This is a genomic window from ANME-2 cluster archaeon, from assembly GCA_014237145.1.
In the GTDB taxonomy this organism is placed as follows: domain Archaea; phylum Halobacteriota; class Methanosarcinia; order Methanosarcinales; family Methanocomedenaceae; genus Methanocomedens_A.
The window spans coordinates 1-12,637 of the sequence record JAAXOC010000032.1; the positions used below are offsets into that span (position 1 = coordinate 1).

At 45.1% G+C, this 12,637-nt stretch carries 13 protein-coding genes; 6 read left to right on the forward strand and 7 right to left on the reverse strand.

The window, feature by feature from the left end; translation table 11 throughout:
* Positions 1-127 precede the first annotated feature (127 nt).
* The 4 genes from HF974_03990 to HF974_04005 all read left to right on the forward strand — a co-directional run bounded on the left by HF974_03990 (position 128) and on the right by HF974_04005 (position 4,195).
* Positions 128-667, forward strand: a complete 540-nt coding sequence (locus HF974_03990) for a hypothetical protein (protein ID MBC2697499.1) — start codon at positions 128-130, stop codon at positions 665-667.
* A 68-nt stretch (positions 668-735) separates the two neighbouring features.
* Positions 736-903, forward strand: coding sequence for a hypothetical protein (locus tag HF974_03995; protein ID MBC2697500.1), 168 nt, complete (start codon positions 736-738; stop codon positions 901-903).
* Positions 904-1,057: 154 nt separating this feature from the next.
* Positions 1,058-1,519, forward strand: a complete 462-nt coding sequence (locus HF974_04000) for a phosphopantetheine adenylyltransferase (protein ID MBC2697501.1) — start codon at positions 1,058-1,060, stop codon at positions 1,517-1,519.
* 81 nt (positions 1,520-1,600) lie between these two features.
* On the forward strand, positions 1,601-4,195 hold the full coding sequence (locus HF974_04005; GenBank protein ID MBC2697502.1) for a valine--tRNA ligase: 2,595 nt from the start codon (positions 1,601-1,603) through the stop codon (positions 4,193-4,195).
* Positions 4,196-4,443: 248 nt separating this feature from the next.
* Here HF974_04005 and HF974_04010 read toward each other — a convergent pair whose 3' ends face one another.
* Both HF974_04010 and HF974_04015 read right to left on the reverse strand, forming a co-directional pair.
* On the reverse strand, positions 4,444-5,424 hold the full coding sequence (locus tag HF974_04010; protein ID MBC2697503.1) for a hypothetical protein: 981 nt from the start codon (positions 5,422-5,424) through the stop codon (positions 4,444-4,446).
* A gap of 202 nt (positions 5,425-5,626) precedes the next feature.
* Positions 5,627-6,922, reverse strand: coding sequence for a Fic family protein (locus HF974_04015; protein ID MBC2697504.1), 1,296 nt, complete (start codon positions 6,920-6,922; stop codon positions 5,627-5,629).
* Between the two features lie 335 nt (positions 6,923-7,257).
* On the opposite strand from HF974_04015, the gene radC reads away from it, so the two are divergent.
* Complete coding sequence (gene radC, locus HF974_04020; protein MBC2697505.1) at positions 7,258-7,944, forward strand: DNA repair protein RadC; 687 nt, start codon at positions 7,258-7,260, stop codon at positions 7,942-7,944.
* 83 nt (positions 7,945-8,027) lie between these two features.
* Here radC and HF974_04025 read toward each other — a convergent pair whose 3' ends face one another.
* Together HF974_04025 and HF974_04030 are read right to left on the reverse strand one after the other, a co-directional pair.
* Entirely contained in the window at positions 8,028-8,315 is a 288-nt protein-coding gene (locus tag HF974_04025) for a hypothetical protein (GenBank protein MBC2697506.1), read from the reverse strand.
* A gap of 99 nt (positions 8,316-8,414) precedes the next feature.
* A complete protein-coding gene (locus HF974_04030; GenBank protein MBC2697507.1) occupies positions 8,415-9,059 on the reverse strand; it encodes a thymidylate synthase in 645 nt (214 codons plus the stop codon).
* A 96-nt stretch (positions 9,060-9,155) separates the two neighbouring features.
* Here HF974_04030 and HF974_04035 point away from each other — a divergent pair, with 96 nt between their 5' ends.
* Positions 9,156-9,587, forward strand: a complete 432-nt coding sequence (locus tag HF974_04035) for a polymer-forming cytoskeletal protein (GenBank protein ID MBC2697508.1) — start codon at positions 9,156-9,158, stop codon at positions 9,585-9,587.
* On the opposite strand, the gene HF974_04040 is transcribed toward HF974_04035, so the two are convergent.
* From HF974_04040 to HF974_04050, 3 genes are all read right to left on the reverse strand, one after another.
* On the reverse strand, positions 9,555-10,166 hold the full coding sequence (locus HF974_04040) for a hypothetical protein (protein ID MBC2697509.1): 612 nt from the start codon (positions 10,164-10,166) through the stop codon (positions 9,555-9,557). The genes HF974_04035 and HF974_04040 overlap by 33 nt on opposite strands.
* Positions 10,167-10,299: 133 nt before the next feature.
* Positions 10,300-12,249 (reverse strand): Na(+)/H(+) antiporter subunit D, encoded by a 1,950-nt coding sequence (locus HF974_04045; GenBank protein ID MBC2697510.1) that lies wholly within the window; start codon positions 12,247-12,249, stop codon positions 10,300-10,302.
* Positions 12,239-12,637, reverse strand: coding sequence for a hypothetical protein (locus tag HF974_04050; protein MBC2697511.1), 399 nt, complete (start codon positions 12,635-12,637; stop codon positions 12,239-12,241). Before HF974_04050 ends, HF974_04045 begins: the two co-directional genes overlap by 11 nt.

Consider the following 12,637-nt stretch of genomic DNA (forward strand, 5'->3'; position numbering starts at 1 on the left):
TGCATAAGGAGGCAAAAAAAGTAGCAAGAAGAGCTATGAGGCAAGCAAAGCTAAGATATGTGATAAGCTTGAAGACCTGAAGAGGAGGCTGGGGAGCAATAGGGGAAAGGAGAGGGATAAAAGCAGCGTGGAGTGGGAATTCAATGATATCATTCACAAGGATTTCAGATCAGTATTTGGCCATAAGGTTGGTGAGATACCAGAAGGTAAGAAAAAACCGGGTTTGGAGATATGGATTGAGGATGAAGTGGAAGAGCTACGCTACGCAGGTTTTGGAAAGACTATTGTCTTTACTGATATGCATATCTGGCATTCCGAAAAGATAGCAAAGACCTACAACCAGAAGTATCTTGTCGAGGATGATTTCAAGTTGTTGAATGATGTACTTCTTGTTCCGGTTGGTCCAATTAATCATCATAAGGATTTCAATATCAGGGCACACATTTTCTTGTGTATTATTGGGATGATTTTCTACAGATATTTGGCATGGAAGTGCAAATTTCTTGGATTGAGCCTTAGACGGCTTGTGGAGGAGTTAGGAGGAATTCGTCTTGCTTTTGTGCAGGGGAAGACGGGTGTCAAGGGCAAGGTTGATTTGGTTGTTGAGGAGATGGATGCAAAACAAGCCAGGTTGTTCTCTCTGCTGGATTTGGGGAAATTTATGTGAATGTGGGTAAATCGATAGCGAGAGAGTTTATGTTTTGATAGGTCATACATTGATTGGGTTGCTTGATAATGTTTTTCACTACATCTTTGAAAGTCAAGTCAAAAGGTAACATCAGGCAGATCATAGACATTGCAATCACCAATGATACAGCGGCCAGCCAGATCAATGAAGTAGTAGTGACCGGAGTGGCTGCCGACGGCATCATGCTGCTGTATCCCATAAGCCGCAAAATGTAATACATCCTGCTGAGTGAACAGACCTATGCAGACATGGTAGTGCTGGTGCTGTGTACCGCTTTAGTCACACTGTATCTCACCCGCGGCAATAAAGGGAATTATTGATAACTTTATCGACAACTATTATTGTGCCTCATTGCAATAGGACACATTTATGTCAAGAGTTGCAGTAGGCGGTACCTTTAATCCCTTACATGACGGCCACAAGGCCCTGCTTGCCAGGGCACACCAGTTAAGCAGCGGCGGCGAACTGCTGATCGGTATAACTTCTAACGAAATGGCTGGGAAAAAATACCATGAAGTAGAAGACTGGGAGGTCAGAAAGCAGGCAGTAATGGGTTTTATGCAGGATACTTTAGGAGCCAGCCCGCTCACAGTCAGGCTGGATGACCCCTTCGGCCCAACCATATACGAGGATTTTGATTATCTTATAGTCTCACCTGAGACCGAACCAACGGCACACCTGATAAATACACGGCGGGCTGAACAGGGGAAACAACCCATTAACATTGAGCTTGTAGAGTACGTGCTGGCATGTGACGGTCGTCCCATATCCTCAACCAGGGTTCTTCGTGGTGAGATAGACATTCACGGCAACCTGCTGCAACACCGATAATAATATTTATCTTGTGCGTGTTTTGTGTTCATACTCACATCATAGTAAATACCAAATTTCACACTTCAAAAGGAGCATTATATGTCTATAACACAACTGCCAAAAGAATATAACCCGCAGGAGGTCGAACCCAGGTGGATGGGGGAATGGCAAGATTCGATGAACTACTTTGACTGGGATTCTGAGAAACCGCAGTATATTATTGATACGCCACCGCCCTACCCCACAGGCAATTTCCACATAGGTAATGCCCTGAACTGGTGCTACATAGATTTCGTTGCCAGGTACAAACGGATGCGCGGATATAATGTGATGTTCCCACAGGGTTGGGACTGCCACGGCCTGCCTACCGAGGTCAAGGTGGAGGAGATACACAACATCACCAAGAACCAGGTGCCGCGTGCTGAGTTCAGGCGGCTGTGTGAAGAACTGACAGCCGGTAACATAGAGAAGATGCGCGGTACTATGCGCAGGCTGGCCTTCAGCATCGACTGGAGCAATGAGTACATCACCATGAAGCCAGAGTACTACGGCAAGACCCAGCACTCCTTTGTACAGATGTACAATAGCGGCCGGATATACCAGGCAGACCATCCTGTGAACTGGTGCCCCCGCTGCGAGACAGCCATCGCATTTGCCGAAGTGGAATATGATGCCAGGCAGACCACTTTGAACTATTTCCATTTCGATGAACTCGATGTGGCCACCACCAGGCCCGAACTGCTGGCAGCCTGTGTGGCAGTGGCAGTGAACCCTGACGATAACAGGTACAACAAGTATGTGGGCCAGGAAATTGAGGTACCCATATTCGGCCATACGGTAAAGGTGCTGTCCGATTCTGAGGTTGACCCCGTATTCGGTACAGGCGTGGTTATGATATGTACATTTGGCGATAAGCAGGATGTGAGATGGTGGGCCGAACTGGGGCTGCCGATTCGCAAAGCCATTGACAAACAGGGCATCATGACCTCCATTGCAGGCAAATACGAGGGGATGAACCTCACCGAGTGTAAGGAGGCCATCACAAGGGACATGAAGGATGCAGGCATTATCTATGAGCAGGAGAGCCTGGACCAGAATGTGGGACTGTGCTGGCGCTGCAAAACGACCATCGAGATACTTTCAGAGCGGCAGTGGTTCGTGAAGATAGATGCTGACGACATCATATCAAAATCATCTAAGATCAACTGGGTGCCGCCCTATATGGAGATACGGCTCAAGAACTGGACCGGTACAATGGAATGGGACTGGTGCATATCCAGGCAGCGTATCTTTGCCACACCCATCCCGGTGTGGTACTGCAATGAGTGCGGCGAGGTTATGGTGGCAAATGAGGAATGGCTGCCCCTGGACCCTAACAACTCCCAGCCGCTTGAAGCCTGTAAGTGCGGCTCCACTTCGTTCTCACCCGAGGAGGACGTACTGGATACCTGGATGGACTCGTCCATCTCGGCCCTGAACGTATCAGGCTGGCTGTCACGTGACGATGTGAGGCTGCCTACCCAGATGAGGCCACAGGGTCATGATATCATCAGGACCTGGGCTTTCTATACCATCCTGCGCGCAAGCGCACTAACGGGTCTACCCCCCTGGGACGATATTGTAATAAATGGCATGGTGCTGGGTGAGGACGGGCAGAAGATGAGCAAGAGCCTGGGCAATATCGTGATGCCTGAAGAAGCGGTCAAGCAGTATGGTTCGGATGCCTTCAGGCAGTGGGCTGCCATTGGCGGGTCTACGGGGTCAGATATCATGTTCAGCTGGAAGGATGTAGTAGCTGGAAACCGTTTCCAGCAGAAACTCTGGAGCATTGTCAGGTTCTGCATGCCACATCTTGAGGCCTTCCAGCCCGGTGGTGATGTGGAATACAGGACGATCGACCGCTGGCTGCTGAGTAAACTGAACACCCTTATCAAGGAAGCCACTGACAGCATGGATGCATACCAGTTCGACGAGACCATGAAGAATATAAGGGGTTTTGCATGGGAGACCCTGGCAGATAATTATATTGAGCTGATCAAGTCCAGGTTGTACGGTGAAGATGTCGATGCCAGGCGTGCGGCACAACAGACCCTGTATTTTACAGTGGATGCCCTTGCACGGATGCTTGCACCTTTCATCCCCTATTTCGCAGAGGAAGTGTTCTCACTTTTGCACCGGCAGAGTGTGCACCAGTCAAGCTGGCCGGATGTGGATGAAGCTGCCATTGACCCGGAGGCAGAGGTTTCAGGCGAACAGGTGAAGGAGATCACGGCCACAATCAGGCGCTTCAAATCTGATAGGGGCATGGCATTGAATGCGCCACTGGGAAGACTCAGGGTATACGGGCGCATTGAGGATGTGACCGATATTGCGGGTACGGTGAGCGCTGATATTGAGGTGATGGAGGGGGAGCCCGAGTTCGAGTACCGGGTCAGCGGCGTGAAGCCCAGGATGAGCATTATCGGTCCGAAGTTCAGGGACAGGGCCGGGGCCATCATAGGTGCGCTGAAATCAGCCGACCCTGGATCAATCGCACAACAGGCAGCACGCGGGGTCGTTGAACTTGAGGTTAAGGGTGAGACGATTACGCTGGAACCTGCGGCTGTGGAATTTGAGCGTGAGATCATGTCAGAGGGACATGCGGTTGATGTGCTGGAGATCGGGGATGTAATGGTCGTGGTTGAGAGAGGATAACTATCTTATCTTTTTTGTGGCCTTAACTATACTTGCACTTTTCCCTGCCACCGCAGCCCGTCAGGGCGTCAGGGCGTCAGGGCGTCAGGGTGGCAGGCCAGCCTTGAGGAACAGTTATACATTAACCTGCACTGACCCACCGTCCGTATCGGTGCAGCCTGGGTGGCAACCAACCGTATGGAACAGTTACACCTTAACGGGGAGAACATTAAACAAATATAAGTCAATAGAGTATTATTCCTGACTTATCATATCCCATACCGCTTTGAAGACCATACTTCTTTTAATATTCTATCGATCATCTTCTTATCAACTACCACATCAAATCTTCTATCCACAACCGGATAATTAAAATCCGCCAATATCCCGGATACCAGCCTGGACTCTCCCCCTGTTAATATAAAAGTAATTTCAGTACCCGATCCGTCAACCATCTTCTTTAGCGCATCTTTCACCTTTTTTACATGATGCTGGATATCTTCATCCCGCAGCCGCTCGAACCTTCTTTGGCTCCAGCCACCTTTGGTATGCTTTCCCTTAACGCTGCTTCTTACGATCTGGTAGTCTGCAAATGATCCAGGGTTGTCAGTAATGCCAATAAATGACTCTCCTGCATGAGCAAGTAGAACACAGAGGTTTACCTTTCGATCAATAAGTTCCTGTAAGGGTACGGCATCAAACCTGGCATCCATTTGCCAGGAAGATACGTCCACTGGTAAAAACGGTGCCACAACTGCCCTTACCATGTCGAGCGTATCATAGAAGACCGCAACCCCTGTAGGAGAAACGATCTTATCGACCAGGCCAGCGGTTTCATGTCCAAGAGATTCCAGTAGTTCACGTCCGTTTTCCAGGTCCGATACTGATTGCCCGGGTTGGAGGTATGCTGTGACCAGGCCATTATCCAGTGCCCGCATGGACCCTATCTGGTATACATACTTAGCCATGGATTTAATAGGGATACTACTGACGTTTCGAAAGGTAATATCCAGGGATGTATCTTTGCTAAATGCTGTTATTTTATGCTCCAGGGTCTCTATTTTCTTCTTTGCACTGTTTAGCTCTTCTTCAACAACCTGCTTTTGGGATATAGCTTTACGCGTGGTTTCGTCTTTGGATACCAGCCGGGCCGAAGTGGATTTATTTTCAGACCTCAACTGTTCTATCTGAGCTTCCAGTGTTCGGATGTGTTCTTCAAGTTCCTTTTTTCCCAGCAGTTTATCAAACAAATATATATCTCCGGAGTTATTTTGTGCAGTTCAACTGTCCTGTAAATTTGAAAGTTTTGGGTAAGTATCAAACAAACTATTTAATTGATATTAATATGTTATGTTTTTGATACAGTATGTGTTTGTTCTGTTTGATAAGCAGGGTAAGATATTCGTGGTACGGCTGTGTTCTTATAGCCATCGTTCAGCCCTGCGCCATCGGTCAAGGCTCCTTACTGTCAGCTAACTCTTCCAGTGCATTCTTGTATTCTTCCAGGATAAAACCCACGAATCCATCAAGGTTCTCCAGCCGTCCCACTTCGAGCATGTCAAAGTACCTGTTCTTCATATCAGGGTCAAAAACAAATAGCGGGTATCCCGCCTTTAGCAGTACCATCGAATGTATTATCCTTGTGACCCTGCCGTTGCCGTCCTTAAAAGGATGAACTGTTACAAGCAGGAAATGTATGAATGCACCCAGTAGCAGGGGATGTAAGTGTTCCTTGTACATCTTGTAAAAATTGACAATTGCTACAATTTCATATTCGATCTCTTCAATGGTGGCCGGAAGTTTTAATTTTGAACCAAGAATCCTTTTTCCGGGAGAGGCATAGTATTCCCCAGATTCTTCAATCAGGCCTCCCATCAGTATCCGGTGATACAATTTTATGTTCTCGCTATTCGGTTCAAGGTCCATGTCCTGCCCAAAGTCCTTACTAAAGTCCATACTAAGTCCCTTAATATGATTATTCAGATGTTTAACAGCTTCAAAGGTGTTCCTTATCTCTACAATTTCCCTGGGAGTAAGCCATGTTGGCAGGTCTTTCATTACCCTTTCCACATCGTCTTTATTTGCAGTATTTCCCTCAGTTACCGTGGTTGAATATATATGCATCTTAATAACTAGTTCCATGAGCTCATTCGAACCTGAAATCCTTTCTTTTATAGTATCAATCTCATTGATAAGTCTGCTATATTTCCCTGTCTTTTCTGCAAGGGAGCAGGGGGGCTGCATCAGGGTGAGGTAGAACAGCGTCCTATCATTCAGGTTAAAGTCAATGCAGAGGGGTTTTTGTTTGATTATCCTGACAAACCGATTTCTTTCAAGTATCCTGATGTATTTTTTGAGGGTATTTTTTGAATTGCCTGTGTATTCATGCAGTGTTTTAAGAGTCGAAGGACCGTGCCCTATTGTTGAAAATACAATGTCCTGTGCTCTTTTGGAAAGTAAAATGTTATAGTCAAGACCTTCTTTCATTGACCACAGTAAAAATGCCATATAATTATTGAGGCTGGGGTTCCCGCGGTTAATATTGTAGACTGTCTGTTTTTTAGTTGTGTTCCTTTTCCTGATAACCAGTTCTGCATCAATTAGTTCGCCCAGCCGTTTGTAGAGCATCCTGTTGTTCAAGTTCTCAAAAAATATGTTAACTCTCAATGTTGCTGACAGTTCGTTAAATGTGGCACTGTTTGTGAAATGTAAATACAATAGTGTATCCCATTTGGTTGGTGTGGGCATATATGGAAAAAATGATGCTATAGTATATAAGTTTGATTAAGTTTTATGTATTATTTATATCTTATAGGCATGTATCTATCAAATTAAATACACATATAGGCATGTATCTACTAAATTAAATACACATTTGTTCTTGTTCTGGTGCATTCGATCAGCCGACTGTGGCACCGCCATAGTCCGAATCCCAGATAAATTGCTTTGTAGGGCCGTATAGATTGAGACGAAGGTCGGTTTCTGTCACTCAGCCGTTTATCGAATCGGCAAGGTAGTGCAATTCATTGTCAGCAGTAAAAATCGCACTCCTTATATACCCAGAAATTTCTACAGCAATCCACATGTCTGAATACCATATCAGGATCCAGGACATCCACCCCAAGGACCGGCCAAGGGAAAGGCTCCTAAAAAACGGCCCGTCCGCACTCTCAGACTCAGAACTGCTAGCCATTATCCTGCGCACCGGCACCAAAGGCGAGAACGTCCTGAACCTTTGCAGCCGCATACTGGCCACATACAACATTCAGCAACTCAGCCGCACATCTCCCACCATACTGAAGGAAATACATGGCGTTGGAGCCGCCAAGGCCGCTGAGATAACCGCACTGTTCGAACTGGCCCGCAGGCTTGAGACCTTCACTGAAGAGGAAAAACCCCGTATAAGCAGTCCCGAAGCTGCCTACCAGTTTATCTATCCAAAACTGCGTGAGCAGAAAAAAGAGTCATTCATTGCCCTGCACCTGGATACTAAAAACCAGCTCATTTGTGAGGAGACCGTATCAATAGGCAGCCTGAACGCCAATATTGTCCACCCCCGCGAGGTGTTCAAGACCGCTATCCAGGAAAGCGCCGCTGCCATCATCGTGGCCCATAACCACCCCAGCGGCGACCCTGCACCCAGCCAGAACGATATAGATATCACACGCAAGCTCATAGACACCGGCAAGATCGTGGGTATCGAGCTCTATGACCACATCATAATCGGGAACGGCAGGTACCTGAGCCTGAAAGAGCAAAACCTCATATAACAGGTACCCTAACCTTAATGTAACAGGCGTTGTAACCTTAATTTAACAGGAGCTGTAGCCTTAATGTAACAGGAGCTGTAACCCTAATGTGGTGTGATCATTGCCCAGTCCAGTAACAAACCATCCAGGCTCATAAGCACTATCTTACTTGAACCATCGGGTAGGTCGTAGGGCAACTCCTCATACCCGATATAAAGTTCATCCCCCACATTGATCTCTGGCGGTGCCTGCTTAACCTTCCCGAAAAAGTATTTCTCTTTTGTTTTAGAGTCAAGGACGCTCACATTCCGCCATGCTTTAGCTTCAAGCACATTCAGTACAACGCACTTTCTTTTGTACTTTTTCACTTCACCGGATTTTGCACTAATCATAAACATCACTTAAATGAATTAATATCATACTTACACTTATATTCAGTAGAATTACACATGGGGTATCCAACCCTTATTAATGTTTTTCAAATCCCGGCATCAAAGGATTTCCTCGATCATATCCCAGTCATGTTCGTATATATGTGCACTGGCACTGATAGTAGTGATCATGCCAGGCTTAACACCCACCTCGTCGGCAACATACTCCAGCAGCCTAGACAAACCGTATAAGTTAGCAGGATAAGCCCCGGCAAAATCATGACTCCTGAACAGTGTAGTCAAATTGACCATTCCCCCCCTTATCTTGAAATCGTCAATGATCATGCAGGGCACCTCGTCAACAACCGTATCCACAGTGGGCACCCAGGTAACTGCGGTGGCCCTGCGGGTTGTCGGATTGTGCTTGAGTTTGTCTATCACATATGCAATCTGGTCAATCTGCCCGTTCCAGTTACGCAGGCGCTGCCCATAGGTATACTCGAAATCCTGGACATTCTCCCCGGTAATCAACTGTTTGGCATATTCCTCAAGCCGCTCCTCATTCCAGGATATATCAGCCGGTATCCGGTCAGTATAAGGGTCCTTGACAACGATCATCAGGTTCAGGTATTCCTTTATCTTGCTACCCCGCTCGTCCGTAACATCATGTCCCTGGTTCCAGATCATGTTTATCCCTCTGTACCAGGCATCACTGATAGTATTTGCCCGAATGATTCTGCCTATTTGAAGCGTCATGTTTTCCATCTCTACATTTTTCAATCGATTGAAAGTTCCAAAAGTTTAAGTTTATTCAAAGTAGTTAAAGATAGTGATAAGTAATATTCTTAGATAGTGATTTTCATGGACCCAAAATTCATAAAAAGACATCCGGAATCTGAAACATTCATAATTAAAAAATTCTCATTTTTTGAAAATGAAGTGAACCTACCGGGAAATGCCGTGGTGGGCATGGGGTGCGACTTCTGGGGAGACCTTGTGGTAAAAGGTAACCTTGTACTGGGCAAAGGCTCAAAGGTAAAGGGTGATGTTATTGCTGAGAAGGCAACAATAGGTGCTGATTGCGATATAAAGGGCAACATCAAGGTTGTCGGCAATCTTACCCTCCTGGACAGGACAAAGGTCGGTGGTTTAGCTTATGCCGGTGGCAATATGATCATACGACCCATGGTTTCAGCAAGGGCTGCCGAGTGTACGGGTGATATCAACGTAACAGGCAGGACTGACATTAAAAGCATACAGTCAGGCCGTAAGCTGGTCGTCAGAACAGGGTGAACTGCTTCTACGTTTAAATGATTCTTGAGTTTCGTGAGCCTTTTTCCTGGCCACTGCATATGAAAACATAAATAATTCATTCAATAGTATTGTGCTGTTTTTCAGTAACTCGAATTTAAAAGTACCTTTTGATAGAAAATCCAGTACATATATTGAGGCTATGCATGCCTGACTGAATTCATCCAAATCCTCGAATATATTGCTTACGTGATAGTACGCTGCCAACCATGGTTTTTTTAATAGACCAGTAACAGTAAAACTAAATGGACCTACGGGACGAATAGCATTGATCTCCATGAGTTCATCACGTACACTCTTCACCTTTTCCTCATCCCATTTCTCTAAGGGTGAGGTCGATGAATCATATTCTTTCCATATAGATACCAATATTTCAAATAGTAAATCCTTTTTCTCTTCAAGATGGATTATATGGTAATCTTTATGAAGTCGGGGTATAGTAAATAGATAATCTCTTAAAAGTGTCCTCAACTTCTGAGAAGGGTCTCCTTCAATATCATCTAGTTTTTCAAGTATCTGATATTCCCTATCACTTAGCTGTACGACAACCCATTTAACCATGCAATCTCCTTAAAAATACCAATGTGAATTACTTTATTGGTAGTCAGCCTATAAATAAACACAACATATTGATTGGTTCTCATGCAGTAAAAAGATAGTATATGGCATAATATATGGCATAAACTACTTTTTTTCATAAACCTGCAGTCCGCATAATTTCCCTGATCCTCATACCAATACCTATAAACACTGCAATCAGCACAAGAGCGATTACTGCATAGACCGAAAGATAAGGAATTACCACATATATCAGATATGCGAATAAAAAGAGCGTCCCGAGCAGTACCGAAACTCCTATCGGGTCTCTGCGGACAGGCTCCCCCGGATAATTTTTCCGTCGATCATCGATCATATCTTCTGCGGTCTGAGCCGCTGTAGATGTACCCTGTGATATATTCAATATCAAGAGGCATATCCTATCAATGATAATACTTAGCGCTTCAGCCGGATTCTTGCTGAACCATGCGGCAAAGTTCTTAACTACGATCGCTGCATCAGCAGGCCACTGCGCACCTCTTGCAAGTGGATTGTTGATGAACCATGTAAAAAGTACACTACCTTTGCGGTAGAACCAATCAGTATCAAGACTGATAGTATTTTCCGGATGGAGTTTATTTTTCAACAACAGAAAACCTGCATATGTAAACAACATCAATTGAAGCGTTCCAATCAGGTGTCCTGATGCATATGGTGCATAATCAGCAACAGCCGATGGATAAGGCAAAATATTATATAATAGGGACGGATAAACGCCCAGCAAGATACACAGAAATGCAGCGATTCCCATACCAATTAACATATTCATAGGTGGATCCTTTGCCTTTATACCGGCATCCTTACCAAAGAATGCAAAGTAAGGAAGTTTCAGACCGACAGATAGAAATGTCCCGACCGCAGCAACTTCCAGCATAAGGAAGATCAACATATTATGGTCCATCGCAGCTGCATGTATAATTATAGATTTACTTATAAAACCGTTAAATAACGGCGCACCAGAGATAGATAAAGCAGCGATCATATAGAAGATCATTGTAAGGGGCATGACCTTATAGAGACCGCCAAGTTCAGTAAGTTTGCTTTTACCTGTCATATAGATGATAGCACCGGCACCCATGAACAGCAGTCCTTTGTAAAGGATATGACAAAAGGCATGCGCAACCGTACCATCAATAGCCATTTCGCTTACTACGCCTATGGTACTTGCGGCAATCCCGACACCACAGACCATATAACCTACCTGACTTACTATATGGTAGGCAAGAAGTCTTCGTATATTATTCTCAAGTATTGCATAAATAACACCATATAGCGCCATGATGGCACCAAGATACATAAGGATTGCAACGCCATCTATAGTAAAGTCAGAAAAACTTCTTACAAGCACATATACAGCAGTCTTTGTGGTAAATGCAGTCATAAAGACAGCACCTGTGATCGTAGCCTCAGGATATGCATCCGGCAGCCAGGCATGGAGTGGCGGGACTGCAGCATTGATAATAAAACCCAAAAGGATCAATATTGTTGCAGGAGACACATAATCGAAACCATTAAAAGCAATCGATCCGCCGCTTTCCTGCATATATAGAATGATACCACCGAGCAGCAACACCCCGCCAACAACATGTACTATTAGATACCTGAATCCTGCATCGATCGACGCCTTTTTGCGCCGGTACCATACTAAAAAGACAGATGCCCATGCCATAACCTCCCAAAAGATAAATACGCTGAAAAGATCACCAGCAAATACCACACCCAGTGCGCTGCCTATATACAGAAACGCAGCAATGTGTTCACCAGTCTCCTTTACATGCAGTGCATAGAATGTCATGGCAAGAGCAACGATCACGAACACGTATCCAAAACACTTGCTCAGCAGATCGACCCTGCCTAAGATCAGTTCGTATTCCATGAAGGGATGGTACCAGTAGGTACCGTGTTGCATGAAATAGACATCGATAATAGCAATGATCGGTATCAACAGGAGATATGCCTGACGTACCCGCCCTTTAAAAAGCGGTATAAGGAGTGCACCGACAATAAATATCGCAGCAGGCGGTATAGTAATGAAGTCACCTGTCATAATAATCCTCCTCCTTCATGACCAGATTATGTCCATACGCCTTTGCCCCCAGACCGAGTATTACACACATTATTAATCCGAATATCGCATTGAAAATTGGTATCGTTTCAAATACGAACGGAGCATGTTCTGCATGTTCTTCAACAGCTTCATGTTCTGCATGTTCTTCAACAGCTTCATGTTCTGTATGTTCTTCAACAGCTTCATGTTCCATATGTTCTTCAAGAGATTCGTGTTCTGTATTTGCCTCATCTACTTCATGCTCTGCTGAAGGTGCAAACTGATTAACAACTCCCATAAGACATACAATAATTAAACTTAAGTAAAGCAAATATACCAATTTTTTTACTGTTTTTGGATTCTCCAGCCATCTTTCTAAGAACCACAT

Excerpts from the sequence above, each read along its gene's own strand:
- HF974_04005 (MBC2697502.1), top strand. The coding sequence starts at position 1,601 with ATGTCTATAACACAACTGCCAAAAGAATATAACCCGCAGGAGGTCGAA.
- radC (MBC2697505.1), top strand. The coding sequence starts at position 7,258 with ATGTCTGAATACCATATCAGGATCCAGGACATCCACCCCAAGGACCGG.
- HF974_04040 (MBC2697509.1), bottom strand. The coding sequence starts at position 10,166 with ATGGTTAAATGGGTTGTCGTACAGCTAAGTGATAGGGAATATCAGATA.
- HF974_04045 (MBC2697510.1), bottom strand. The coding sequence starts at position 12,249 with ATGACAGGTGACTTCATTACTATACCGCCTGCTGCGATATTTATTGTC.
- HF974_04050 (MBC2697511.1), bottom strand. The coding sequence starts at position 12,637 with ATGTGGTTCTTAGAAAGATGGCTGGAGAATCCAAAAACAGTAAAAAAA.
- HF974_04035 (MBC2697508.1), top strand. The coding sequence starts at position 9,156 with ATGGACCCAAAATTCATAAAAAGACATCCGGAATCTGAAACATTCATA.
- HF974_04030 (MBC2697507.1), bottom strand. The coding sequence starts at position 9,059 with ATGGAAAACATGACGCTTCAAATAGGCAGAATCATTCGGGCAAATACT.
- HF974_03995 (MBC2697500.1), top strand. The coding sequence starts at position 736 with ATGTTTTTCACTACATCTTTGAAAGTCAAGTCAAAAGGTAACATCAGG.
- HF974_04025 (MBC2697506.1), bottom strand. The coding sequence starts at position 8,315 with ATGATTAGTGCAAAATCCGGTGAAGTGAAAAAGTACAAAAGAAAGTGC.
- HF974_04000 (MBC2697501.1), top strand. The coding sequence starts at position 1,058 with ATGTCAAGAGTTGCAGTAGGCGGTACCTTTAATCCCTTACATGACGGC.
- HF974_04015 (MBC2697504.1), bottom strand. The coding sequence starts at position 6,922 with ATGCCCACACCAACCAAATGGGATACACTATTGTATTTACATTTCACA.